Origin of the sequence: Paraburkholderia terricola (assembly GCF_900142195.1) — a bacterium.
Classification (GTDB): domain Bacteria; phylum Pseudomonadota; class Gammaproteobacteria; order Burkholderiales; family Burkholderiaceae; genus Paraburkholderia; species Paraburkholderia terricola.
This window is the reverse complement of the sequence record NZ_FRAB01000031.1, coordinates 20470-45119: the sequence shown is the minus strand read 5'-3', so window position 1 is coordinate 45119 and position 24650 is coordinate 20470. Positions and strand designations below refer to the sequence as shown.

At 65.0% G+C, this 24650-nt stretch carries 29 protein-coding genes; 12 read left to right on the top strand and 17 right to left on the bottom strand.

Annotated elements, in window-relative coordinates; all coding sequences use genetic code 11:
• Positions 1-202: 202 nt before the first annotated feature.
• The gene (locus BUE39_RS23250) at positions 203-1165 is read right to left on the bottom strand and encodes a sugar ABC transporter substrate-binding protein (RefSeq protein ID WP_073431068.1); all 963 of its coding nucleotides are present in this window, start codon (positions 1163-1165) and stop codon (positions 203-205) included.
• Between the two features lie 375 nt (positions 1166-1540).
• Entirely contained in the window at positions 1541-2518 is a 978-nt protein-coding gene (gene corA, locus BUE39_RS23245) for a magnesium/cobalt transporter CorA (protein ID WP_073431067.1), read from the bottom strand.
• Between the two features lie 168 nt (positions 2519-2686).
• Here corA and BUE39_RS34925 point away from each other — a divergent pair, with 168 nt between their 5' ends.
• From BUE39_RS34925 to BUE39_RS23235, 3 genes are read left to right on the top strand one after another with little or no spacing between them, the layout of a single operon-like run.
• Positions 2687-2842, top strand: a complete 156-nt coding sequence (locus tag BUE39_RS34925) for a hypothetical protein (protein ID WP_159442587.1) — start codon at positions 2687-2689, stop codon at positions 2840-2842.
• A gap of 23 nt (positions 2843-2865) precedes the next feature.
• Entirely contained in the window at positions 2866-3012 is a 147-nt protein-coding gene (gene cydX, locus BUE39_RS23240; protein WP_073431066.1) for a cytochrome bd-I oxidase subunit CydX, read from the top strand.
• On the top strand, positions 3009-3626 hold the full coding sequence (locus BUE39_RS23235; protein ID WP_073431065.1) for an AAA family ATPase: 618 nt from the start codon (positions 3009-3011) through the stop codon (positions 3624-3626). The genes cydX and BUE39_RS23235 overlap by 4 nt, the downstream gene beginning before the upstream one ends.
• Positions 3627-3862: 236 nt before the next feature.
• Here the strand turns inward: BUE39_RS23235 and BUE39_RS23230 are convergent, their stop codons facing one another.
• The 3 genes from BUE39_RS23230 to BUE39_RS35610 form a co-directional block, all read right to left on the bottom strand.
• Entirely contained in the window at positions 3863-4960 is a 1098-nt protein-coding gene (locus BUE39_RS23230) for a saccharopine dehydrogenase family protein (RefSeq protein WP_073431064.1), read from the bottom strand.
• 223 nt (positions 4961-5183) lie between these two features.
• Positions 5184-5642, bottom strand: coding sequence for an Lrp/AsnC family transcriptional regulator (locus BUE39_RS23220; RefSeq protein WP_073431062.1), 459 nt, complete (start codon positions 5640-5642; stop codon positions 5184-5186).
• Between the two features lie 243 nt (positions 5643-5885).
• Positions 5886-6299 (bottom strand): hypothetical protein, encoded by a 414-nt coding sequence (locus tag BUE39_RS35610; RefSeq protein ID WP_227470739.1) that lies wholly within the window; start codon positions 6297-6299, stop codon positions 5886-5888.
• 22 nt (positions 6300-6321) lie between these two features.
• Between BUE39_RS35610 and BUE39_RS23210 the strand changes: the two genes are divergently transcribed.
• Complete coding sequence (locus tag BUE39_RS23210) at positions 6322-6540, top strand: hypothetical protein (protein ID WP_073431061.1); 219 nt, start codon at positions 6322-6324, stop codon at positions 6538-6540.
• A gap of 153 nt (positions 6541-6693) precedes the next feature.
• Here BUE39_RS23210 and BUE39_RS23205 read toward each other — a convergent pair whose 3' ends face one another.
• The 3 genes from BUE39_RS23205 to BUE39_RS23195 all read right to left on the bottom strand — a co-directional run bounded on the left by BUE39_RS23205 (position 6694) and on the right by BUE39_RS23195 (position 8665).
• Complete coding sequence (locus BUE39_RS23205; protein WP_073431060.1) at positions 6694-6969, bottom strand: hypothetical protein; 276 nt, start codon at positions 6967-6969, stop codon at positions 6694-6696.
• Positions 6966-7448 (bottom strand): DUF2778 domain-containing protein, encoded by a 483-nt coding sequence (locus tag BUE39_RS23200; protein WP_073431059.1) that lies wholly within the window; start codon positions 7446-7448, stop codon positions 6966-6968. The genes BUE39_RS23205 and BUE39_RS23200 overlap by 4 nt, the downstream gene beginning before the upstream one ends.
• A 332-nt stretch (positions 7449-7780) precedes the next feature.
• Entirely contained in the window at positions 7781-8665 is an 885-nt protein-coding gene (locus BUE39_RS23195) for a LysR substrate-binding domain-containing protein (RefSeq protein WP_073431058.1), read from the bottom strand.
• Positions 8666-8857: 192 nt separating this feature from the next.
• Here BUE39_RS23195 and BUE39_RS23190 point away from each other — a divergent pair, with 192 nt between their 5' ends.
• Entirely contained in the window at positions 8858-9385 is a 528-nt protein-coding gene (locus BUE39_RS23190; RefSeq protein WP_073431057.1) for a Spy/CpxP family protein refolding chaperone, read from the top strand.
• A 164-nt stretch (positions 9386-9549) separates the two neighbouring features.
• Positions 9550-9987, top strand: a complete 438-nt coding sequence (locus BUE39_RS23185; RefSeq protein WP_073431056.1) for a PGDYG domain-containing protein — start codon at positions 9550-9552, stop codon at positions 9985-9987.
• Positions 9988-10019: 32 nt separating this feature from the next.
• Here BUE39_RS23185 and BUE39_RS23180 read toward each other — a convergent pair whose 3' ends face one another.
• The 8 genes from BUE39_RS23180 to BUE39_RS23145 all read right to left on the bottom strand — a co-directional run bounded on the left by BUE39_RS23180 (position 10020) and on the right by BUE39_RS23145 (position 18245).
• Positions 10020-10385, bottom strand: coding sequence for a DUF3022 domain-containing protein (locus BUE39_RS23180; RefSeq protein ID WP_073431055.1), 366 nt, complete (start codon positions 10383-10385; stop codon positions 10020-10022).
• Positions 10386-10461: 76 nt separating this feature from the next.
• Entirely contained in the window at positions 10462-11271 is an 810-nt protein-coding gene (locus BUE39_RS23175; protein ID WP_073431054.1) for a YhfC family intramembrane metalloprotease, read from the bottom strand.
• A 104-nt stretch (positions 11272-11375) separates the two neighbouring features.
• Positions 11376-12548: a LacI family DNA-binding transcriptional regulator gene (locus tag BUE39_RS23170; protein ID WP_073431053.1), complete on the bottom strand. Its 1173-nt coding sequence runs from the start codon at positions 12546-12548 to the stop codon at positions 11376-11378.
• Positions 12549-12559: 11 nt separating this feature from the next.
• Entirely contained in the window at positions 12560-13525 is a 966-nt protein-coding gene (locus BUE39_RS23165; protein ID WP_073431052.1) for a 2-hydroxyacid dehydrogenase, read from the bottom strand.
• A 4-nt stretch (positions 13526-13529) separates the two neighbouring features.
• A complete protein-coding gene (locus tag BUE39_RS23160) occupies positions 13530-14813 on the bottom strand; it encodes an MFS transporter (RefSeq protein ID WP_073431051.1) in 1284 nt (427 codons plus the stop codon).
• An 88-nt stretch (positions 14814-14901) separates the two neighbouring features.
• Positions 14902-15900, bottom strand: a complete 999-nt coding sequence (locus tag BUE39_RS23155) for a sugar kinase (protein WP_073431050.1) — start codon at positions 15898-15900, stop codon at positions 14902-14904.
• 358 nt (positions 15901-16258) lie between these two features.
• The gene (locus tag BUE39_RS23150; RefSeq protein WP_073431098.1) at positions 16259-17032 is read right to left on the bottom strand and encodes a sugar phosphate isomerase/epimerase family protein; all 774 of its coding nucleotides are present in this window, start codon (positions 17030-17032) and stop codon (positions 16259-16261) included.
• A 310-nt stretch (positions 17033-17342) separates the two neighbouring features.
• Positions 17343-18245, bottom strand: coding sequence for a LysR family transcriptional regulator (locus BUE39_RS23145; RefSeq protein ID WP_073431049.1), 903 nt, complete (start codon positions 18243-18245; stop codon positions 17343-17345).
• A 116-nt stretch (positions 18246-18361) separates the two neighbouring features.
• Between BUE39_RS23145 and BUE39_RS23140 the strand changes: the two genes are divergently transcribed.
• The 5 genes from BUE39_RS23140 (at position 18362) to BUE39_RS35605 (ending at position 24128) form a co-directional block, all read left to right on the top strand.
• Complete coding sequence (locus BUE39_RS23140; RefSeq protein ID WP_073431048.1) at positions 18362-19441, top strand: YeiH family protein; 1080 nt, start codon at positions 18362-18364, stop codon at positions 19439-19441.
• A 144-nt stretch (positions 19442-19585) separates the two neighbouring features.
• Positions 19586-20323, top strand: a complete 738-nt coding sequence (locus tag BUE39_RS23135; protein ID WP_073431047.1) for a glutathione S-transferase — start codon at positions 19586-19588, stop codon at positions 20321-20323.
• Positions 20324-20435: 112 nt separating this feature from the next.
• Positions 20436-22169: a ClcB-like voltage-gated chloride channel protein gene (locus BUE39_RS23130; protein WP_073431097.1), complete on the top strand. Its 1734-nt coding sequence runs from the start codon at positions 20436-20438 to the stop codon at positions 22167-22169.
• A 127-nt stretch (positions 22170-22296) separates the two neighbouring features.
• Positions 22297-23643 (top strand): C45 family autoproteolytic acyltransferase/hydolase, encoded by a 1347-nt coding sequence (locus BUE39_RS23125; protein ID WP_073431046.1) that lies wholly within the window; start codon positions 22297-22299, stop codon positions 23641-23643.
• A 230-nt stretch (positions 23644-23873) separates the two neighbouring features.
• Positions 23874-24128 (top strand): hypothetical protein, encoded by a 255-nt coding sequence (locus BUE39_RS35605; protein ID WP_073431045.1) that lies wholly within the window; start codon positions 23874-23876, stop codon positions 24126-24128.
• A 37-nt stretch (positions 24129-24165) separates the two neighbouring features.
• Here BUE39_RS35605 and BUE39_RS35600 read toward each other — a convergent pair whose 3' ends face one another.
• Positions 24166-24381 (bottom strand): hypothetical protein, encoded by a 216-nt coding sequence (locus BUE39_RS35600; RefSeq protein ID WP_090518819.1) that lies wholly within the window; start codon positions 24379-24381, stop codon positions 24166-24168.
• On the opposite strand from BUE39_RS35600, the gene BUE39_RS23115 reads away from it, so the two are divergent.
• Positions 24380-24610 (top strand): DUF2795 domain-containing protein, encoded by a 231-nt coding sequence (locus BUE39_RS23115; protein ID WP_073431044.1) that lies wholly within the window; start codon positions 24380-24382, stop codon positions 24608-24610. The genes BUE39_RS35600 and BUE39_RS23115 overlap by 2 nt on opposite strands.
• Positions 24611-24650: the final 40 nt, after the last annotated feature.

The window sequence follows — 24650 nt, the reverse complement described above, 5'->3', positions numbered from 1 at the left end:
GGCCACCGTCATGACGCTTACCTCTGGCATTAACGGCGGCGCGGCAGGTTTCTTGAGCGTTTATTGAATTGCCGCGGGTTCGTGTCTCGCCCGCATGCATAGGGCATGCGACGGCGTGAGCGCGAACCCTGGAGCCGGGCTCGTTGCTGTGCTTATTGCGGTGCTTACTGCTGTGCTTATCGCGGTGTTTTCCCGGCGACGCTTACTTCGTCACCAGGTCGCACGGCGTTTCCACCACGCCGGACAACTGCGACTGCTTCTTGTGCTCGGCGATCGCCTTCAACGCCGTATCGATGCCGAACACGGCCTGCTTGGCGGCGTATTGATCGGCGGTGGCGAGCACGCGGCCGTCCTTCAGCATCGGCTTGATCGCGCCGATGTTGTCGTAGCCGACCACCATCACCTTGCCCTGCTTGCCCGCCGCGCGCACCGCCGAGACCGCGCCGATCGCCATGTTGTCGTTGCCGGCGAGCAGCGCCTTCAGGTTCGGGTACTCGTTGAGCATGGCCGAGGCCACCGCATTGCCCTTGTCGATTTCCCATTCGCCCGATTGCACGGACACGACCTTCGCGCCGACGCTCTGCATCGCGTCCTTGAAACCGGCGGTGCGCTGCTGCGCGTTGGTGGTGGTCGACACGCCTTCGAGAATCCCGACTTCGTCGCCCGCCTTCAGCTTTTTGGCCAGATAGTCGCCGACCTTCTGCGCGCCCTTGCGGTTGTCCGGTCCGACGAACGGCACGTTCAGGTCCTTCGACTTGAGCACGTCCGGGTCGAGCCGGTTGTCGATGTTCACGACGATGATGCCCGCGTCGACCGCCTTCTTGACGACCGGCACCAGCGCCTTCGAATCGGCCGGCGCGAGCACGATCGCGTCGACCTTGGACACGATCATCTGCTCGACGATGCGGATCTGGTTCGCGGTATCGGTTTCGTCCTTGATGCCGTTGGTGATCAGGTCGAACTGGCCGGGATTGTGTTTCTGGTAATCCTTCGCGCCGTTTTCCATGGTGAGGAAGAACTCGTTGGCGAGCGACTTCATCACCAGCGCGACCTTCGGCTTATGAGCGGGCGCGGTTTGCGCGTAAGCGGCGGAAAACGGCAGCGCGGCGGTAGCGGTGGCGAGAACGGCGGCCGCCAGCAGGCGGCGGCGAATGCGATGGCTCATGCATATCTCCAAGGTTTGTCGGACTCGCGGGCGAGCCGTATTTTTAGTGACGCGCAAACGTTTGCGGGGCCTATTCTCAGCGCAGCCTGCTCGCATTGTCAACGATTCGCGGTGTTGCAGTGCACCGGGGCGCAGACTATGCGGCGGTGCGTGGCGGTCGATCGATTCGACCCGGCGCGCGTGTCGAGCGCGCCGGCAGGCGGCGTGTTGGCAAGGGTCCTCGCGGGGTGCGTACGTGGCTGAATTGCCGCCGGCTGCAAGGTCAGCGGCCAACGGGCCGCCTATGCTGGACTTTTATTGCGCGCGGTGCAAGCGTGAACATGCGCGGCGTCCCGGATGACCCGCGCGTTGCACAGCGGCGCGCTGGACGCCGGATCAGAGCCAGCCGGCTTTGCGGAAACGCCAGTACAGCACGAAATCGACCGTCGCCATGACGGTTAGACAGATGGGATAGCCGTACCGGTAGTGCAATTCGGGCAGATTCTGGAAGTTCATCCCGTAGATGCCGGCGATCATGGTCGGCACCGCGAACAGCGCCGCGAACGAGCCGAGCCGCTTGGTCACCTCGCTCTCCGCGAGCGAAATCATGCCGAGATTGACCTGCACGGCCGTGACGATCATTTCGCGCCGGCCGTCGATGGTGCGCACGATCCGTTCGAGGTGGTCGTAGACATCGCGGAAGTACGCCTGCATGCCTTCGCAAACACTGGGAATACGCCCGCCCGTCAGCTTGCTGATGGCTTCCTGAAGCGGCGCGATATGGTGCTGCAACGTGACGAGGCGCCGCTTCAGCGAGTACAGATCCTGGATGATCGCGCGCGATGCCGCCGAATTGTTGCGATCGAAAATGCGGTCTTCCAGTTGCTCGATCTCGGCGTTCATCGCCTGGACGATCGGGAAATAGCGATCGACGATGTCGTCGACGAGCGCGTACAGCACGAACGCCGAGCCCTTCTTGAGCAGCTTCGGCTCGCGCTCGCAGCGCGCGCGCACGTTCTGAAAGCCGGCGCGCGTGCCGCGGCGCACCGAGAGCACGTAGTTGCGCCCCACGAACACGTCGACCTCGCCGATCACCAGTTCGCCGTCTTCGTCCATTTCGACCGTGTGCATCACCGCGAACAGCGACTCGCCGTACTCCTCGATCTTGGGGAGCTGATGGCCCTTCTGCGCATCCTCGATCGCGAGCTCGTGCAGGCCGAACTCGTGTTTCATCACGGCCAGTTCGCCCGGCCCGGGGTCTTTCAGCGCGACCCAGACGAAGCACTCGGGCCGCGCCACGTAGTCGCTGATGCTATCGATGTCGATGTCAGCCAGCTTCCGGCCGTCCTGATAGGCGGCGCAATTGATCAGCATGTTGGATTACCTTGAAAACGAAACCGGCAGGCGCCGCGGCGCGGTGTAAGCCGAACGTCGGATTCGCATGAACGAATGCGATAGCCGTCATGTTAACGGGCTAACGAGGCGCCGCATCGACCTCATGTATCGAATTGTTATACCCCGGGCGCGATGAATGCGCGCCCCTTGCGTGACGCCGCGTTCTTCTTCATGATCGCTGCAAAGCCCGGTGCCGCGGACGCGAGCGTCACGGCTTCGCCCGCCGCGAACATGATTTGCCCGCATTTCCGCTTCGCTGCACCGGCCATGCGCGACACCATCGCCGCCCGCCTCGCCGGATAGACATAACGACCAAGGAGACTGCAATGTGGTACTTCACCTGGATTCTCGGCATCGGCGTGGCATTGGGCTTCGGCATTATCAACGTCATGTGGCTGGAAGCCAACGGCAAGTTCGCGCGCGACCCGCAACCCGCCGGCAGCGCGTCCGGCACCGCCGAGGACACGCCTTGACCCGTCTGGTTTTTTTCTGCGGTCACGCGGGCACCGGCAAGACCACGCTCGCGAAGAAGCTGATCGGCCCGCTGATGAAGGCCACCGCATCGCCGTTCTGCCTGCTCGACAAGGACACGCTCTACGGCAGCTATAGCGCGGCCGCCATGGGCATGCTCACGGGCGATCCGAACGATCGCGACAGTCCGCTGTTTCTGGAGCATCTGCGCGAGCCCGAGTATCGCGGCCTGCTCGATACCGCCCGCGACAATCTCGCGCTCGGCGTCAGTGCGCTGGTGGTCGGGCCGTTGTCGCGCGAGGTGCGCGAACGGCGCCTGTTCGATCGCGCCTGGCTGGGGGTCGATGCGAACGTCGCGCTGCGGGTCGTATGGGTCCATACGTCGGAAGAGACCGCGCATCAGCGTATCGTCGCGCGCGGCAATCCGAACGACGCCTACAAGCTCGCGCACTGGGACGAGTACCGGCAGCGCCGCTTCGTGCCGAGCGGCGACCTTTGCGAGGACCTGTTGATGTTCGACAACACCGCGCCCGCCGCGGCGGATTACGAGGCGCTGCTGGCGCGGATCGTCGGTGAGCCGCTTGCGGTGTCGGGGATGCCGCCGGTGCCTGTGTAGCGCGGGCCCTGGTCGTAGTGCCGGTGTCGATGCGGGTGTCGCGCCGGGCTTGCGCCCGACTTGTTTCCCTACTCGTCCGATATAAAAAACGCCCCGCATGGCGGGGCGTTCGAGTGATCCTCTGCGGGACCTTTCTGCTTGCTCGTGGCGGACGGTTCGACAACAACCGCGTCGACAACCGCGTCGCCGCCCAATCGCACGGCCCCCAGCATCGAGCCTTTCGCAACCGCGCCGCCTTACACCGTCGCCATCGCATCCAGCGAGCGGCCTTCATACAACTGGCCGAAGCGGTTCGCGAGGAACTTGCGCAGCGATACCTGCTCCTGGCGCACAAAGCCGCTTTGCGGCAGCTTCTTCTCGCGGAACAGATCGAGCACCGCGCACATCGCGCCGGCCGTGGTGATCTGAATCGCGCTCATCGGCACGCCGCACACTGTCTTCGCGAAGATCTTGCGCGTGAACACCTCCTGCACCAGTTGACCGTCGCGCATGCCGCTCACGGTGATGAACACCAGCACCACGTCCTGCGCGGTGGCCGGCACCGAACGGCGCAGGATGGTCTTGAGCGTGTCGCGGTCGCTCGACAAACGCAGGTCTTCCAGCAGGAACTGCATCAGGTTGCGGTGGCCCGGATAGCGCACCGACTTGTAGTCGAGCGACTCGACGCGGCCCGACAACGTCTCGCACAGCGTGCCCAGGCCGCCGGAGGTGTTGAAGGCTTCGTATTCGGTGCCGTCGAGCGAGAAATGCTCCAGGCCTTCGAGCGGCTGCACCCATTGCGTGCGGCTGTCGCGGATCGCTTCGCACGGCTGGCAGTATTCGTTGATCAGACCGTCGACGCTCCACGTCAGGTTGTACTTCAGCGCATTGGTCGGAAATTCCGGCAGCGCGCCCACGCGCATCTTGACGTCGCGGATTTCCGTGAAGCGGTTCGCCAGTTCATGCGCGGCGATGCCGATGAAGCCCGGCGCGAGACCGCACTGCGGCATGAAGGCGTGCTCGGCGCCGTCGGCGATCGCGCGGATCGCGTGGGTGGCGCGCACGTCCTCGGTCAGGTCGAAGTAATGCACGCCCGCGCCCTTGGCCGCCGAGGCGACGTTCACGGCCAGGTAATAAGGCAGCGCGTTGACGAGCGCATCGAAGCCTTGCATCGCGGCGCGCAGCGCGGCGGCATCGGCGGAATCGACGCGGCGGGTCGGAATGCCCTGGGCGGAAAGCTTGTCGAGCGCGTGCTGGTCGCGGTCGAACGCGACGACATCGTAGTCGCCGGTGTCGCGCAACAGGTGGGCAATGGTGTGACCGATCAAACCTGCGCCAACGATGGCTACTTTCATGCGCTTCTCCAATTTTTTGTGTGCGCTGTCTCAAGCGTGGAAGTGCGCCGCGCGCTACGCGCCGCGCCCGGCGGGCCGAACCCTTGAGACACAGTTTAGGGAGAAGCAAAAACAGTTCATACACGCAAAATGCTGCGTTATGACTATGAACTTCGACGTTATGACGACACGGCCAGTCTAAATGTCGAAAACGTATAAAAATGGCGTAAGCGGCGCGCTGCGCTCACACCATGCCGCGGTCGATCTTGCGCGCGAGAATGATCGACGTCGTGGTCCGCACGACGCCTTCCAGGCCGCCGATCTGATCGAGCAGATCGTTGAGGCGATCGGGCGAATCCGCGCGCAGCCACGCGACGTAATCGAACTCGCCGCTCACCGCGCACAGCAACTGCACCTCCGGCATCTTGCCGAGCCGCTTCTGCACCGCCGGCCCGTGCCGCGGCGCGATGATGATGCCGACGTACGCATAGATGCTCGAGTCGAGCACGTCCTGGCCGAGCCGCACGCTATAGCCCGCGATCACGTTGCTGCGTTCGAGCCGCGCGATGCGCGCGATCACGGTGGTGCGCGCCACGCCCAGTTGGCGCGCGAGATTGGCGACGCTCTCGCGCGCATTGGCTTGCAGCAGCGCAACGAGGTTGCGGTCGAGGTCGTCGAGTTGATCGAGGCGCGGAGGTCTCATCGGGAAGAAGGAAGTGGTTGATCGGTGGCCGGATGGATTATCGCGCGTCTTCAATCGCGACAGGGGCGATGCGGTGACCCGGCACGCCTGGTCCCCTGACAGAATTCATACGTCAAGGCCGGTGGTGCGTTTCCACTGATCTTTGGAACTTATGCCCCACCGCCCCCACCTCGGTCTGGAAAGAAGCTGGCCGGAAGCAAGCGCCATTTCCCATAACCCAGCCCCGCGCGGGGCTTTTTCATGTCAGCCGTTGGCAACCAGTGAGTCCACGAGATCGCGCCCCTCGCGATAGGCCGCATCGAGCGCCTCTGCTTCGGTCGCAAAGACGTCGCCGAGTTCATAAAACTGCTTGCGTTGCCCGGCATGACGCAGATCAGCGCCTGGTCGGCATACATACCCGTTGTAATGGTAGGGGGTGTTTGGCGTCGGGGGCCCGTATGCAAGGATCGGCAGCACCCAGATTTCAAATCCCTTGTAGTCGATTTTTTCCCACATAGACACCTCGAACGTTAGCGGCGCGGTACCGCCGCGCGCGGTCCTTTTCTTCGTATGGCTGCGGCTTTCTGAGTCCAGATCGACTGGATCGTCGACATACGCGAAGGCGGCCGCGTTTATTTGTGGTTGATCTTTGCCAAGCGCTCCATACACTTTACGCATGTCATCGCGTAAAGGAAATGTCATGAAGCCGATCAAATTGCGCGTGCCGCGGGAGGAAGCAGGGAACCTCCCGGACGATCTCACCGCATGGGCGAGCACCAGCGGCGTCGATCCAGGTCTCACGATATTCAACGAACCGGGGAAGACCACGAACACCAGCTCGACCACGCTGTATCTCGTCCATGTGAACGAAAGCTTCTTCGATCAGTTTCCGGAGTGGCGCATGTACATTGAGCAGTAGCGTGGCAGCGCTTGCGGAGCGCGTTGGATGTAAGCCTCGCAGTTTGGCATGTGTGACGCGTTGGCTCGAACTTGACCGGTGGGCGTTTGTCCGGTGGCGCCGTTGGGGCTGATGCGTCGATGTAGCCGTGCGGGTATGACGGCCATGCAAAACCTACCGAATCTGGCGCCGCACGATACGTACAGCTGCAGGTGCGCCCCACACAAGGGCCGCGGCAATCACGAAGCTGATAGCCAGCATCACGACGACAATCGGATCGTCAGCGCTTTCTCCGTCGAGTGGTTCGAACGGAACGGCCGCCCAGCCTAAAACACGATGACCTGCCGGACTTTTCGCCAGCATCCAGAACCAATCGAACAAGCCCAGCAGCCACCCAATCGGTATGGTGAGTGCGAGGGCCAGCAGGAGTCGGAAGGCAAAGCGTTTCATCGCACCATCACCGTGCCGTAGTAATTGATGTTAGATCCCGGAATCGTCTGTTGCGTCTGCGACGTCAAAAACGCACGCAACTGCTGAAACTGTGCCGGATTGGCTACGGTCACGCAACCCTTGCTTTCGCCGAGTCGGCCCACAGGATGCAAACGGAAATTGCCTCTACGGACGCCGTTGATGAAAGTCCAGTCGTCGATCTTTCCGTCATTGCGATACAGCGCAAACCACTCGCTTCGGTTGCTGTGTACGAATGTATCCTTGACGGCATCCCACAGCCAACCCAGATGGCCGCCGCTCTGTCGGTCAATGATGTAGTACGTGCCGGTCGGCAGCGGGCCTTCGTCCGCCTTGGCTGTTGCATTCGGGTCGTCGATCGATGAACCGTCGCCCGAGAACGCGGCGACGCCGCCGAAACCGGGGCATTGGAGGGCGGACATTCGTTGGCCGTTTAAACGAAACGTGCATGCTATTGGCATAGGTCGGGTTTCTGTCTGTCTGACTTGCACCCATTATAGAAGCGAGCTTCGGTGCCGCGCCTCGCGCGCAAACTAGACGGTCACCGCAGCGTTAGATGATACGTGGGGCCTATTTGAACTAACCAAGGCGCGTGCGATCGCCGAACTCTCGGATCAGATCGCAACACGCCTTCCATTCACCGATAGCGTTAGATTCGATAGTGAACTTCTACTTGAGAAGGTCGAGTGGGATCGAGTCGTTATAGCGCACACCGGGGGTAAGCATGAAGCGGCAGGCGCCGCACACAACGGCAGGCAAGGCGGCGCTCGGCACTCGCGTGCAGCGCTTTCACTCACGCACCGAACCGCTCGATCACGAAATCGATGAAGCTGGTGAGCTTGGGCGTGGCGCGGCGATCGCGCGGGTAAAGCAGATGAACCGGCGCGCCTTCAGGCAGATAGTCCTCGAGCACCGACACCAGTTCGCCGCTGGCGATCTCCTTGGCGAGCAGCGCCTCCGGCTGCAACACGAGGCCGAAGCCGCGCAACGCGGCAATCTTGAGCGCCTGGCCGTTGTTGGCGCGAAACCGGCCCGCACGCAGCGGCTTGTCGCCGGCGGTTTCGCCGTCCAGCCGCCACGTTCCTTCGCGGCCCCAATGCAGAAAACCGAGGCATTCATGATGCGCGAGATCGGCCGGCGTGCGCGGCGTGCCGGCGCGCGCCAGATACGCGGGCGACGCGCACGCGCGCATCCGGTAGGGCTTCAACGGTCGCGCGACGAAGCTCGAATCCGGCAGATGACCGATCCGCACCGACGCGTCGAAGCCCTCTTCCACCAGGTCGATCACACGGTTCGACAGATCGAGTTCGAGCGTGACGTCCGGCCACGCGCTCAGATAGTCGGTCATGGCGGGCGCGAAAACCTCGGCGCCGTAAGTGAGCGGCACCGTCACCTTGAGCACGCCGCGCGGCGCGGCCGCCATCGCCTCGGCGAGCGACTCGGCCGCCTTCACGTCGGCGAGAATCCGCCGGCATTGCTCGTAATACTGCCGGCCTATCTCCGTCAGACTTTGCCGGCGCGTGGTGCGCGTGAGCAGCCGCGTCGCCAATCGGGTTTCGAGCGAACGGATGTGCTTGCCCACCATCGCCGACGAAATGTCGAAGCGCTCGGCCGCCGCGGTCAAGCTGCCCGCCTCGACCACGGCGACGAAAATCTCCATGCTGACGAATTTATCCACCCGCTATTTCCTGTTCGTTTCGGTTGTAAGCGTTTGTCGCGCACGAGCCGCATTGTAGGGATATCGTGATACTAATAGCGCCGACGGCGAACCAGGCAGCCGGTCGCCATGCGTCGCCACGGCTCACGCACGCATGGCGGGCCGCTCGCCCTGTACGCCTTGTCCCAATTCGAATAGACATCAGGAGTTTCGATGAAAAAAACACTGGTACTGCTGGCCTCCGCCGTCGCGATGAGCGGCGCATTCGCCCAGGCTTCCGCGCCGGTTCCGGCTTCCCCCGCGGCGAGCGCCGCCGCTTCCTCGCCCACCGCCAAGGCCGGACACGAGCGCAACGTCGAGGACCGCATCGCCTACCTGCACTCGCAATTGAAGATCACGGCGGCGCAGGAGCCGCAGTGGAACACCTTCGCCGACGTGATGCGCGGCAACGGCCAGACGATGGGCCAACTGTTCCAGCAGCGCAAGGCGGCCACCAACGTGACGGCGGTCGACGACATGAAGCAATATGCCGCGATCTCGCAAGCGCACGCGGACGGCATGAAGAAGCTGGTCGACGCATTCGACCCGCTGTACAACAGCCTCTCGCCGGAACAGAAGAAGCTGGCCGACGTGACGTTCCATCAGCCGGGCGGCGTCGTGGGCGGTCGTCGTCATCATGGCAAGGGCAAGGTCGGCAAGGTCGCGCCGGCGCCCGCGAGCGACGCGGCGGTCAAGCCGTAAGACTTTGATCGCGCGCAGCGCGGCGTTTGCGCGCTGCGCCGCGATTCATTCACGCCGCCGTCAGCGGCAAAAGAAGCGGGTCTCGAGACGCATCTGGCATGATGCGGGCATGCGCGGCGCCACGTCACGGCGCCGCGGTCAACATCTCTCCACCCATTCGCTTCATGACCGAACTCAAAAACCTCGACCTCAGTCAAGATGCCAACGCTCGCCGTGTCGTCAAGAACGAAACGGTGAGCGTCGAATTCGCCGCCGCCGAAGGCCAATTGATGAGCCTCGAAGGCCCGAACCGCTATGCTCGCGGCGACGCGCTGATCACCGGATCGACCGGCGACCGCTGGGTCGTCTCGCGCGAGCGCTTCGACGCCAAATACCTCCCTGCCGACGCCGCCGTCTCGCACGGCCAACCGGGCCCGTACCGCAACCGCCCCGCCGTCGTCCTCGCCAAACAGATGAACGAAGCGTTCTCGCTCGCCCGCTCGGCGGACGGCGGCGACGTGCTGCATGGCGCGGCCGGCGACTGGATCATGCAGTACGCGCCGGGCGACTACGGCGTCGTGCAGGCCGCGCGCTTCGCGAAGGTCTATCGGCTCGCGGATTGATTCGCTTCAGGCAAAACCGTCAGGCAAACCCGTCAGGCAAACTCGTCGCCCAGATCGACGGTGACGTCGCGCGGCACCGCCTCGCCGTTCGCATACTGCTCTTCGAGCGAGCCGATGCTCGCTTCGACATATGCGCGCAGCACCGCGAAACTGCGGCCGCGCAGCCGCGCCGGCAACGCGCGATAACGCGCCCACGCGGCCGGCGCGATCACCACGCTCATCACGATGCGGCGCGCGGCCGCGCCGAAACGCATCGCCACCCAGTGAATCGCCAGCGTCGGCGTGCCGTCCTCAGCCGCGCGCTGGATGAACTGCGTCTGCTCGGGGAAAAGATCGCTGATGACGCGCGCCAATTCCTCGAACTCGGGATTCGCGCAGTCGTATTGGTAAGCTTCCATGAGATGTGCCGAAAGTGGTCTGGAGAGTCCGCGGATATCGCAAGGATGGGCCGACGGTTCAACGCGCCGGCATGGCTCATGCGGGCACCGGCGCACGCCGGAACGTCCTGAACAACAGACCCGCGACGAGCAGCGCCGCCAGCGCATAAATACCGTCCACCGCCGCGAGCGGCACGAGTTGCGCCTGGAACAGCGCGGCGGGCACGTCCACCAGCGCGTGCAGCACGATGGCGAGCGGCAGGATGCCGCGCCAGCCCGCCCGCAAGCCGCGCCACATCAGCACCGACAAGCCGATCTGGAACACCAGCGCGGCCACGCGTTCGAGCGCGAAGATGCCGGCCGTCTGCGGCGTCAGGCTTGCGAGAATCACGTGGATGCGCATCAACGAATCGGCCGGCAGGTTGCTTAGATAGCCGTCCAGTTCGCCACGGTTTTCGAGCACCGCGAACAGAATCCATTGAATCTGCACCAGCACGCCGACGAGCCACGCTTCGGCGCCGCCGTGGCCGAGGCCGTAGGTGAGCGCGGTGCCGTCGCCGGCGGCCGCCGTGGAGGCCGGCTTCGCCGCGGCGCGCTTGAGCAGCAGGCGCATGCCGATGAAGCGTCCCACCTCCTCGCAGATTCCGGCAACGAGCGCGCCGTACACCACGAAGGCGAGCGGATTCGACAGGAAAGTGGCCGTCGCCTCGTTCCGATGCAGCACGTAATCGTTCAGCGCGCGTTCGATCACCATCGCGAAGAGCGCGAACACGGCGATGCCGATGATCGCATCGCGCGGCTTGAGCGCGAGCGGCCGGCGCAGACGACGGTAGATCAGGAACGGTAAAGCGGCGACCAGCAGCGTCGCGACGGCGAGGCTCGACAGGGTAAGCGGTGCAACAACCATGAGTTTCCTTGCGATGACCGGCGCGCACCCGCTGCGCGCCGCAGCCCGAATGATCGCAGATCAGCGCGAAGTCAGCGCGAAGTCAGTGGGAAATCAGCGGGAAATCAGCGCAAGGTCGAGGCGCGGACGATCAATTCGCCCGGCAAAAGGCAGTCGCGCGCACTGGTTTGAACGCCTTCGATGCGCTCGTGCAGGAACTCGACCGCGCGGTAGCCGATCTCGTAGGTAGGCTGGCGAATGGTCGTAACGCCGGTCAATTCGGCCCAATCGGGGTCGTCGATGGAGAGGAGCGCGACGCGTGATTGCCAGGCGGCGCCGTAACGCGCCTTCAGGTGCAACGCGAGGCAGAGCGCGACCGGCGCGTTCGCGGCGAACAGGGCGATGCGGCCGGCGTTGGTTGGGGCGTTGGTTGGGGCATTGCTTGCATCGCCAGCCGCATCGATCGCGCGGTCGAGTTCGGCGAGGCCGCGTTGCACCGCGGCGCTGTCGGCAAGATCGAGCACCAGCGTATGCCCGCGCACGCGACCATTGGCGCCTGCACGACTTGGGCCGCTTACTCCACTTACTCCCGACGCACCCCAACCGCCCTCCCCTCGACCACCCACCGCACTCGCACTCCACTCCCCCTGCGCGCGCATCACCTCGCGAAACGCCGCCTCGCGCAACTGCCGCGAACTGACCTGCTCGAACGGCTGCACGACGAACCAGATCTCGTCGAAGCCGTTATCCAGCAGATGCCGCGTGCCGAGTTCGGCCGCCGCCCGGTTGTCCAGGCCGACCATATCGGCGACGAGCCCTTCCACCGAACGGTCCACCAGCACCGCCGGAATCCCGCCGCCGCCCACCGGCCGCAGCGTTTCCTCGCGCACGCCGAGCGCGTTGACGATCACGCCTTCCACCCGATAGGTGGTGAGCAGTTGCAGATAGCGCCGCTCCATCTCCACTTCGTTCGCCGCGTGGCAGATCAGCGGCATCAGGCCGAGTGCGTGACAGGCCGCTTCCGCGCCTTGCAGCACCTCGACGGTGTACGGATTGGTCAGGTCGGCGAGCAGCATGCCGATCAACCGGTTGCGGCCACGCTTGAGCCCACGCGCCATCTGGTTCGGCTGATAGTCGAGCCGTTCGATCGCCGCCTCGATGCGCGCGCGCAACTCGGGCGACAACGCGCTCATCTCGCCGTTCAGATAGCGCGAGATGCTGGTCTTGCCGGTGCCGGCTTCGCGCGCGACGTCGGTGATCGTCGCGCGGCGCGGCGTGGCGGGCGGCATCGGGTTCATTGGCGCATGGCTCACCGACGCAAGACTCCGCGATTGACGATGTTGGCGGTGAGCGTGCCGTCGAGCGCAGCGACCAGGTTTTCCGCCGCGTTGCGCGCCATCGCGTGACGCGTCTCGTGAGTCGCCGAGCCGATGTGCGGCAACGCGACCACGTTCGGCATCGTCAGCAAAGGCGAATCGGCCGGCAGCGGTTCGGTCTCGAACACGTCGAGACCGGCGCCGTGAATCGTGCCGTTGCGCAGCGCCTCGATCAGCGCGTTTTCGTCGACGGTCGCGCCGCGCGAGGCGTTGATCAGAATCGCGCTGCGCTTCATCGACCCGAGTTCGGCCGCGCCGATCAGGTGCTTCGTCTCGGGCGTCAAGGGCACTTGCAGGCAGACGAAATCGGCGCTGGCAAGCAGCTCCGCCAACTCGACGCGCCGCGCGCCGTACGCCTGTTCCGCCTGCGGATTCGCGCTGCGGTTCGTGTACAGCACCTTCATGCCGAAGCCGAGCGCGGCGCGCCGCGCGACCGCGCCGCCGATGCGCCCCAGCCCGACGATGCCAAGCGTCTTGCCTTGCACGTCCACGCCGAAATGCGCCGGCCCGATGCTTTGCCGCCACTGCCCGGCCTTGACCCAGTTCGCCAGTTCGACCACCCGGCGCGCCGACGCCAGAATCAGCGAGAACACGGTGTCGGCGGTCGATTCGGTCAGCACGTCCGGCGTGTGCGCGAGCACGATGCCGCGCCGCGTGAGATCGGCGACGTCGAACTGGTCGAAGCCCACCGAGATGGTCGACAAGGCCTTCAGCCGGCTCGCGCCTTCGAGCATCGTCGGCGTGATCTTCACGCTGGCGCCGATGCCGCCGTCCGCATCGCGCAACGCGGCAACCAGCGCGTCGTGCCGCGCGGGATCGACCTGCACGACTTGCGCATGCTGTTGCAGATAGGCGAGCACGTCCTCGGGCAACGATTTCCAGGCGACGATCTTCTTCATCAGCTTATTTTCCTTGCAACGGTGTGGCGAGCGTGGGGGCCTTGGTCAGCGGCTGCGGCTTGACGGCCAGCGTCAGGATCACCGCGGCGATCAACGCCACGCTCATGAACGCATACGATGCCGCGGGCGAGCCGGTCGCGCCGTTCAGATAGCCGACCACGTACGAGCCGACGAACGAACCCAGCGCGCCCATGCTGTTGATCAGCGCCATCGCGCCGCCCGCGACGTTCTTCGGCAGCAGTTCCGGCACGATCGCGAAGAACGGGCCATAAGGCGCGTACATCGCGGCGCCGGCGATCACCAGCAGCGCGTACGACAGCCAGAAGTGCGTGGAGCCGATCGCATACGACGCCGCGAAGGCCACCGCGCCGATCAGCAAAAACGGCCACACGAACACCTTGCGGCGGTTGAGTTTATCGGATGCCCACGAAGCCGCAAGCATCGCGATCGTCGCGGCCAGATACGGCAGCGCGGACAGCCAGCCGGTTTCCACCATGCCGAGCGTCGAGCCGTTCTTCAGGATCGACGGCAGCCACAGCACGAAACCGTACACGCCGATGCTCCAGCAGAAATATTGCGCGCACAGCTTGATCACCGCCGGCGAGCGGAACGCCTCGCCGTAATTGCGCACGGGTTTGATCGCGGCCTGCTCGGCGCGCAGCGTTTCGGCGAGATCGGCCTTCTGTTGCGCCGTGAGCCACGAGACCTGCTGCGGCTTGTCCTGCACGATGAACCACCAGCACACGGCCCATAGAATCGCCGGCACGCCTTCGGCGACGAACATGTGACGCCAGCCGAACGAATGCACCAGATAGCCGGACACCACCGACATCCACAGCACCGTCACCGGATTGCCGAGAATCAGGAAGGTGTTGGCGCGCGAGCGCTCGCGCTTCGTGAACCAGTTGCTGATGAAGATCAGCATCGCCGGCATCACGGCGGCTTCGACCACGCCGAGCATGAAGCGGATCACCATCAGCGAGGGAATGTTGCTGACCATGCCGGTCAGCGCCGCGCAGCCGCCCCACAGAACGAGGCTCCAGAACACGAGCTTCTTGACGCTGCGGCGTTCCGCGTAGATCGCGCCCGGAATCTGGAAGAAGAAATAGCCGAGGAAGAACAACGCGCCGATCAGCGACGACAGTCCCTTGCTGATGCCCAGGTCCTGGTTGATGCCGGCGGCGGCGGCGAAACCGTAGTTCGCGCGGTCGAGATAAGCGAGGCTGTAGGTGATGAAAACGATCGGCATGATCGTCCACCAACGGCGGATCGCAAGCGATGAGGTCATGAGTGTCTCCTTTGACGGCTTTCCGAAACAATGATGAACGGTTGTCATGCGGCGCCGTGCGGGCGCTCTTGTTGTTATCGAACTGCGTTCACGCGGCGTTGGCGATGCGCGGTGCGGCAGTGAGGTCGAGCGTATCGAGTTCGAGCGCGTCGAGTTCGGCGCGCGTCGGCAGGCCCTCGGAATCGCCGATCACCTGGATCGCCAGCGCGCCGATGCGATTGCCGCGCGCCACCGCTTGCGGCAGCGGCTTGCCTTCGAGCAACGCGCTGATCACGCCGACCGCGAAGCCGTCGCCCGCGCCGACCGTGTCCACCACGTTCGCGACGGGTTCACAGGCGATCACGGCGGCATCGTCGGCGCTGCGGAAATACGCGCCTTGCGCGCCGAGCTTGACGATCACGGCGCGCGCGCCCTGGTCGAGATAGAACTTCGCGATGTCCTCGGGCTGCGTGTAGCCGGTCAGGATCTCGCCCTCGCCGATGCCGGGCAGCACCCAGTCGGCCAGGGCCGCGAGCGCGTTCAAGCCTTCGACCATCGCCGCGCGCGAGGGCCACAGCGTCGGACGCAGGTTCGGGTCGAAGGAAATCGTCTTGCCGGCCGCACGCATTTCATGCGCCAGATGGAAGGCGAGTTCGCGCGAACTCGCGGAGATCGCCGGCGCGACGCCGGTCAGATGCAGATGACGGGCGGAGAGTACATATTCCGCCGCGTAGTCGTCCCGCGACAGGTGGCTCGCCGCCGATCCCTTGCGGAAGTACTCGATCGCGGGATCGCTGCCGTCGTCGGCTTTCGACTTTAGCTGGAAGCCGGTGGGATAGCGCTCGTCGGTGGTGACGCGGCGTTGGTCGATGCCTTCCTTCGTCAGCGTGTCGCGCACGTACTGGCCGAATGAATCGTGGCCGACGCGGCTCATCCAGCCGACGTTGAAGCCGAGCCTGGCAAGACCGATCGCCACGTTCAGATCGGCGCCCGCGACGCGCTTGGTGAACCGTCCGACGCCCGCGAGCGGGCCGGTTTCGGCGGCCACGAACATGGCCATTGCTTCGCCGTAGGTGATGACGTCGAGTGCTGCGCCTGGGTTGCTCATGCTTCGCTCCTGCGGGTCCTTTGGTGGTGGGTCGGGGTGGTGCCGGGTGTACGGGTTGCGCGTACTGGTGCGCTTTTTTGCGTGGGCTCTTTGCGTGGCCTCTTTGCGTGGCCTCTTTGCGTGGCCTCTTTGCGTGGGCATCTTTGCGTGTGCTTCTTTGCGTGTGCTTCTTTGCGTGTGCTTCTTTACGGCGTTTGCTTCTTTACGGCGTTTGCCTCTTTACGGCGTGTGCCTCTTTACGGCGTGACCTTCCCCGCACGCGCCTCTTTGACTCCGCTAACACTGCTCACGCCTCGCCGCCTACTTTCCGCCACGCGTCTTTTTACCTACCGCTGCTCTCTCAGGTCCTGCTTGCCGCTCACGCGGCGGCCAGCCATGCGACGTAGTGCGCCGCGTCCGCCTCGATACGGCTCGCATCGAACGGAAATTCGATGCCGCGCGGCACGTGGCGCGGCAGGTTGTCGAGCACCGCGGCGAACTGCGCGTCGCCGGCGGCCGGAGCGGCGGGAAAGCGCCGCGCGCCTTCGCCCACCGCCGTCTTGCAATGGATGTATTCGACGTGCGCCGCGAGCGGCCCGGCCGCGTCGAGCGGCGCGACGCCGCGCCATGCCCAGTTGCCGATGTCGAAGGTCATGCCCAGCACGTCCGTATGCCCTTCACGCGCCAACGCGTCGAACAGCCCGACGAATTGCGCGAGCGACCCGCCTTCGGCCAGTTGCCCGTTTTCGACGACGAGCCGCACATCCGCGCAACGCATATGCTCGGCGATCACCGCGGCATTGGCCTCGGCGGCGAAACCGCCGAGTTGTAACTTGACGAAGCGCGCGCCGAGGGCGATCGCTTCTTCGACGGAGACGCGCAGCGCGTCGGCGTTCAGCTTGCCGTCCGTTGTGTAAAGCGAAGCCGGCGTCGAGTAGACCGACCACAGGCCCAGTTCGGTAATCCGCTTGCCGAGCGCGCGCAACGCGGGCGGCGCCGCGTCGGCCTCGTCGGAAAACAGTTCGCGGCGCACCTCGAAGCCCGCCGCGCCGGCTCGCCCCGTCGCCTCGGCCCATTTCCGATGGCCGCCCGCGCGGACCGCCTCCATGCCGAAAGCGCTTGCGACGATCACTACGTCAACTGCTTCTGTCATGTTGAATCCGCTCGAATTTTGCGTCGTATCAGCGTTTGGAACCGGTTCCAACACCGTTTCGAAAAAAAGCGCCGAGGCGCTTGGACGACCGAATAGTGCGCCGTGGCCGGGGTGACGCACCATAGAGGAAATCCCCAGGGGAAGCGTGGCATGGCAAGTGTGTCGAGCGTGTCTGCTGGCGGCAAGGATGCCCGGAGCCGCCCGCTGGGATGCCACGGTCCGCCGCCGTTGGAGCCGGCAACCGTCCGCCAGTTTCGCGCTGATTCGCGTCACATCGCGCTTCACATCGCGCGTCACATTGCACGCCACTTCACGCGCCATCCGCGAGACACAGGGCGAGAAACTGTTCGACCACCCGCGACGGTGCGCTCGCATGCGGCACGAGGATCGACAGCCGCCGCGTCAGCGGCTCCGGGCTCAGCGAGAACAGACGCAACGCGCCGTTCTCATGGCGCATCGACATGGCCGAGACAAAGCCGATGCCCATGCCGGCCCGCACCGCCTCCTTCACGCCCTCGACACCGGCGATTTCCAGGGCGACCCGCATCGGCACGCCCGCGCGCGCGAACGCCCGCTCGACGACCTGCCGCACGCCCGATCCGGCCTCGCGCAAAACCAGCGGATGCGCGCCGAAATCCGCCAGTTCCGCCCGCCCGCTTTCGAGACCCGCGCCGCCCGCCTGCGCCAACGGATGCGAGCGCGGCATGATCGCGACGATCTCATCCTCACGCCAGGCGTGCACCGCGGTGTCGGGCGGCAGATCCGCGCCGACCGGCCCCTCGACCAACGCGATGTCCACCGAGCCGAGCGCGCCGACGATCTCGGTGGTGTTGCCGTCCGCGGTATGCAGCGTGACGTCCGGATGGCGGCGATGGAAGTCGGCGATCAGATACGGCAGCAGATAACTCGCCGGCGTGGTGCTCGCGCCGATCCGCAACGTGCCTTGCTCCAGGCCGCGCAAGGCGTCGCGGTACGCGTGCGCTTGCCGCCAGGTATCGCGCAGCCGCGCGGCGTAGCTCGCCAGTTGCTCGCCGGCGGGCGTAAGGCGCACCCCGCGGCCGTCGCGCTGGTAAAGCGGTTCGCCGAATTCGTCCTGCAACTGCCGCAATTGCCCGGACACCGCCGGCTGCGACAGATGCAATGCGACAGCCGCGCGACTGATATTGCGATGCTCGGCGACGGCGGCGAAAGTTATAAGCTGGTCGGGGGTCATGAGGATACAAATATCGGTTCGGCCGATACTTTACATCCCAAATCACGATTTTTCATATCGTTATATTCAATTTAGGATTAGGGCCATTGAATCAGCCAGCCAATAAGGACTGCGCCATGACCACTGCCCATCTCACCGCTGCAACCACACCGGCCGGATCGTCCACTCGCGGCCTGCTCAACGGCATTCTTTTCGTCGCGCTTTTCGCGGCTGCCGTGACCCACATCGCGTCGATTCCGGCCATCGCCGGACTGGGGCTGAGCCCGCTGATCGTCGGCATCGTGGCGGGCGCGGTTTACGGCAACGCGCTGCGCGACGGCATGCCGGAAAGCTGGGCGGCCGGCGTCAACTTTTCGGCGCGCAAGCTTCTGCGCATCGCGGTGGCGTTCTTCGGGCTGCGCGTGAGTCTGCAGGAAATCGCTCAGGTCGGCTTGCCGGGGCTCGCGGAATCGGTGCTGATCGTCGTGAGCACGCTCGTGCTCGGCACGTGGGCCGGCATGAAAATCATGAAACTCGACCGCGACACGGCGTTGCTGACGGCCGCGGGCAGCGCGATCTGCGGCGCGGCCGCCGTGCTCGCCTTCGAGTCGACGCTGCAATCGAAGCCGCACAAGAGCGCGATGGCGGTGGGCAGCGTCGTGCTGTTCGGCACGCTTTCGATGTTCCTCTACCCGGCGCTGTTCAAGGCGGGCTGGCTGCATCTGGACACGGTCGGCGCGGGGCTTTTCTTCGGCGGCACGATTCATGAGGTGGCGCAAGTGGTCGGCGCGGCCAGCAACGTGAGCCCGGAAGCGACGCACATCGCCACCATCGTCAAGATGACTCGCGTGATGCTGCTGGTGCCGGTGCTGCTGATGGTCGGCATGTGGGTGAACCGCACGGCGCGCGGCGCGGCGGCGCACGACGGCAAGCATCATGCTCCGCGCAAGCTGGCGATTCCGTGGTTCGCGCTCGGCTTTCTCGCCTTCGTCGTGATCAACTCGCTGCATGTGCTGCCGGAAACCGCGACCAGCACGCTCAACACGCTCGACACCTTCGCACTGACGATGGCCATGACCGCGCTCGGCATCGAGACGCGCATCTCGCAGATCCGTCAGGCCGGCCCGCGCGCGCTGACCACCGGTTTCATCCTGTACGTGTGGCTGACCTTGGGCGGACTCGGAATCACATGGACTGTCCAGCACCTGCTCGGCTAAGCCGCCCTCGCCTTCGAACCCACCCCGCCGCGCGCGGGGTTTCGCGCATTCTGGCGAACATCCGGCGCGCTCGCACGGCATACTGGTTGCTCACGTTACCCACTCATGCAACCCGTTCACCGCAACCCGAATGAGGATCGATCGATGAGCCTGGAACTTTACTATTGGGACGGCCTGCAAGGCCGCGGCGAATTCGTGCGGCTCGCGCTGGAAGAAGCCGGTGCCGACTACGTGGAAGTGGCGCGCGGCGAGCCCGCCGAGGGCCTCGGCACGAGCGCGATGATGGCCGTCATGAAGAGCAGGGACGAACCGTATCCGCCCTTCGCGCCGCCGTTCCTGAAGGACGGCGATCTGGTGATTTCGCAGACCGCCAATATCCTGTTCTACCTGGGCCCGCGGCTCAACCTCGCGCCTTCGGTAGAGAGCCTGCGCTACGTCGCCAACGGCCTGCAACTGACGATCGCCGACGTGGTTACCGAGGCGCACGACACGCATCACCCGCTCGCCAGCGCGCTCTATTACGAGGATCAGAAAGACGCGGCCAAGGCGCGCGCGCGCGACTTCATCGACAACCGCATTCCGAAGTTCATGAATTATTTCGAGCGCGTGCTGAAGCAGAATCCGGCCGGCGACACCTTCATGGTGGGCGATGCGCTCACCTACGTCGACCTGTCGATGTTCCAGTTGATCGACGGTCTGCTATACGCGTTTCCGCGCGCGCTCAAGCGTTTCGGCGAACACTATCCGCGGCTCGCCGCGCTGCACGACGCCGTGATCGAGCGGCCGAACATCGCCGCGTATCTGCAGTCGGAACGGCGCATCGAGCATAACGAGGCGTGCATCTTCCGGCACTATCCCGAACTCGACAAGGCGGCGGCTTGACCCGCGCCGCTCTTCCCCGCTCACCCGCCGCCGCGCGCCCGCTTTCGAGAGCGGGCGCGCTGCTGTTGCCGTGCGCGTTTTTCCACTCCCTCTCACGCCCAGTCCCGCCGACGTGCTTTCGTTCCTGCTGAAGCTGCGCACCCGCGCCCAAAATCTCTTCCGTCTCTCGGAAGCCCATACGATGCTGGTCTGGTCGGTGGTGGTCGGCGTCGCCGGCGCCTTCGCGACGATCGCTTTTCGCGAGGGCATCGCGCTGCTGCAATTCGCGGTGGCCGGCAAGTCCGGCAGTTTCGTCGAAATGGCGCGCAGCCTGCCGTGGACGGTGCGGATCTGGCTGCCCGCCGCGGGCGGTCTGATCGCCGGTTTCTTTCTGCTGATCGCGCAGCGTCACGCGGACAAATGCAATCACATCGACTACATGGAAGCGGTCGCGATCGGCGACGGCGTGGTGCCGGTGAAGCTGAGCCTGTGGCGCAGCGTGTCGTCGCTGTTCACGATTTCGAGCGGCGGCTCGATCGGCCGCGAAGGACCGATGGTGCAACTGGCGGCGCTTGCCGCATCGCTGATCGGACGCTGGGTGCATTTCGATCCGGCGCGGCTGCGTCTGCTGGTGGCCTGCGGCGCGGCGGCGGGGATCACGTCCGCGTATAACGCGCCGATCGCCGGCGCGTTTTTCGTCACCGAGATCGTGCTCGGCTCGATCGCGATGGAAAGCTTCGGGCCCGTGGTGGTCGCCGCCGTGGTCGCCAACATCACGATGCGCGAATTCGCCGGCTACAAGCCGCCGTACGAGATGCCGGTGTTTCCGCCGGTGACGGGCGTCGAGGTGATGCTGTTCGTCGCGCTCGGCGTGCTGTGCGGCGCGGCCGCGCCGCAGTTTCTGCGGCTGCTCGACGCGTCGAAGACGGGCTTTCGCAAGCTGCCCTTGCCGCTGCCCGCGCGGCTCGCGCTCGGCGGCCTGGTGGTCGGCATTCTGTCGGTGTGGACGCCCGAGGTCTGGGGCAACGGCTACAGCGTGGTCAACTCGATCCTGCATTCGTCGTGGACGTGGGGCGCACTCGTCGTCGTGCTGCTGTTCAAGCTGATCGCGACGGCGGCCACCGCCGGCTCGGGCGCAATCGGCGGGGTCTTCACGCCGACGCTCTTCGTCGGCGCGGTGGTCGGCTCGCTGTTCGGCCAGGGCATGCACGCGCTGTCGCCGCACGGCACGTCGGCGCCGTTCGCCTACGCGATGGTCGGCATGGGCGCGTTTCTGGCGGGCGCGACCCAGGCGCCGCTGATGGCGATCCTGATGATCTTCGAGATGACGCTCAGCTATCAGGTGGTGTTGCCGCTGATGCTGTCATGCGTGGTCGCGTATTTCGTGTCGCGCGCGATCGGCAAGACCTCGATGTACGAAATCACGCTGCGCCGCAATCAGCAGGAACAGGAACGCATCCGCCTGCGCGCCACGCAGATGCGCGAACTGATCCGCCCGGCCGAAACCGTCGTGCCGCCGAACGCGACCGTGCACGACATGACGCGCGTGTTCCTCGAATATCCGGTGAAGTATCTGTACGTCGCCAATGAGTCGGGGGCGTTTCTCGGCGTGGTCGCGTTGAAGGACATCACCTCGGATCTGCTCGACAAGCGCGATACCTCCACCAAGACCGCCGCGGATTATCTGCAACCGCATTTCGACGTGCTCACGCCCGACATGCCGCTCGGCGTCGCGTTGCAGCACTTCCTCGCGTTCCAGGGCGAACGGCTGCCGGTGATCGAAAGCGCCGCGCATCCGACGCTCGCGGGCGTGGTCTACAAGACCTCGCTGCTCGACGCTTATTTCCGCATGAATCCGGCTCGCTAGGCGGGCGCCTGCCGTGCAAAGCCCGGCGGATTCCCTACAATAAGAAAGACGCCGCGCCGAAATGCGAGCCGCGCGCGTGACGCCACGACGGGCGCATCGAGACGCCCGGCCTTCGATCGGAGCGAAGATGAGCGAACCGTCCCTCGATGCCGTGCGCCGCGACCAGGCGGGCTGGATTTTCCTGCATATCGAAGGCGAGCCCTACGACCGCGGCGAGCAGCACGGCCAGTTGCTCGCCGCCGAAATCCGCAACGCGATCCACACCGCCCGTTATCTCGCGAAGTGGGACACCGGCGAAGACTTCGACACCTTCGTCGACGCGGCGACCTCGCAGTTCGCCAACCAGCTCGACACCGAATTCAGCGACGAAATCCAGGGCATCGCCGACGGCGCGCAGTTGCCGTTCGCCGAAGTGTTGGCGTGGAACGGCTACATGGATCTGCTGCAAAGCTGGTGGCCGACGCACGCGGCGCAGCGGGAGCCGCGCCTTGGCCTCAAGCCGTGGCGCGGACGGCGCGGCCACCACTGCAGCGCGTTCATCGCGACCGGCAAGGCCACCCGCGACGGCCGCATCGTGATGGCGCACAACTCATGGGACCGCTACGCCGCGGGCGACGCGTTCAATGTGGTGTTCGACATCGTGCCGGATCGAGGCAACCGCATTCTGATGCAGGGCTTGCCCGGCTGCATCTCCAGCCTCACCGATTTCTGGATTACCGCCGCCGGGCTGATGGTGACCGAAACCACCATCTCCAACTTCGTCGGCTACAACGCGGCGGGCGCCCCGGAGTTCTATCGCTCGCGGCGCGCATCGCAGTACGCGAACAGCATCGGCGAATGGTGCGAGATGTTCGCGGTCGCCAACAACGGCGGCTACGCGAATAGCTGGTTGCTCGGCGACGTCAAGACCGGCGAGATCGCGCGTTACGAACTCGGGCTGCACTATTCCGGTTTCGAGAGCACGAAGGACGGCTTCTACAGCGGCTATAACACCGCCACCGATCTGAAGATCCGCAATCAGGAATGTCTCGGCGAAGGCGAGGACTATACCGACGTGCGCAAGAACGGCGCGCGGCGGCTGCGCTTCATGCAACTCGAGGACATGCATCGCGGCAAGATCGACGTCGAGCTCGCCAAGCAAATGATCGCCGACCATCACGACGTCTATCTCGACCGCAACGACAACCCCTGCTCGCGCACTATCTGCGGGCATCTGGAACTGGACGACGCGCGCTTCGGCGGCAGCGATCACGGGCCGTTCAATCCGTGGGGCGCCAACGACGGCAAAGTCGCCGACAGCGAAATGGCGCGCGAGATGGCGTTCAGCGCGCGCTGGGGGCATCCCTGCGGGCGGCCGTTCGACGCCCAGGCGTTCATGAAACGGCATCCGCAATGGAACTGGCTGAACGGCTATATGCGCGACCGGCCGTCGTGGCCGTGGACGCGGTTCGAGGTATTGCGTGAGGGAAACTGAACGCGGAACGACCGTCCGCGACAGCCCGGTCCCTTCCTGCCATCATCCGCGCTACGCGACGGCGTTTTTATTGGCGTTCGGGGCGCGTTGCGGAATTTGACCAACTAAGATGGTAAGTGCGCGTGGCCGCGAATCGCGGCGCCGCGTGCGGCTGGCGCCCTCCTTTCGACGCGGGGACGGCACAGCGCTTGCTGACTCGTTAGCGCCGCATGAGCTTAGGAGGTCGGGTGATGAAAACCTCGACGCTGTTGATCATGGTGACGCTGTCGGCCTCGTGTTTCGCCGCGCCGGTGCATACCGCGACGGACACCAGCAACGCCGGAATCCTTGCCGAACGCGCCAATGCGGCACCTGTCGCGCCGCCGGCGCCGGATGTCGCCGCCACGGACGACAATCGTCCGGACCGATGGAAACACATCGCCTTGCCCAGGTCACGGCACCTCGGGCGCGGCTTCATCGGACGAAACGAGCGTTTGCAGACTTGATAGGGCTGGTTTGGTTGGCCGTGTTCGGTTCGCGCGTTCAGTCGGCGTTTTCGTTCGGCGTTTTCGTTCGGCCCTGAACCGGTGCGCGCCGACGAGCGCCGGTTCGCGCGACAATGGAGTCCGATGGCGTGATCAAGATCGCTCGGCGAATCGCGGTGGCGTCTGAAGAAGCGGCGGCCGGACTTGTCCATTGCTTAGCGGCGGCATCATTCCCGTCCAGCAGCACGGCAACAACAACCAGGAGCGCTTGCATGACCGCATCGGCTATTCCCGGCGAATCAATCGATCTTCAGATCGCCGATCTTCTGAGCGAAGTCCAGTTTCCGACCAATAAGGATGCGCTCGTCGACGCCGCGCGCGAAGCCGGCGCGAGCAACGAGGTGCTGTCGATGCTCGACGGCATGCCGGAACAGGATTACGTCGACATTGCGTCGGTTACGCGGCTCCTCGGCAGCAACTACGGACCAGGGCTCGCCGGATAAGCGACGTTCGGCGGGAGCGGCTGCGGGCGCTGACGGCACG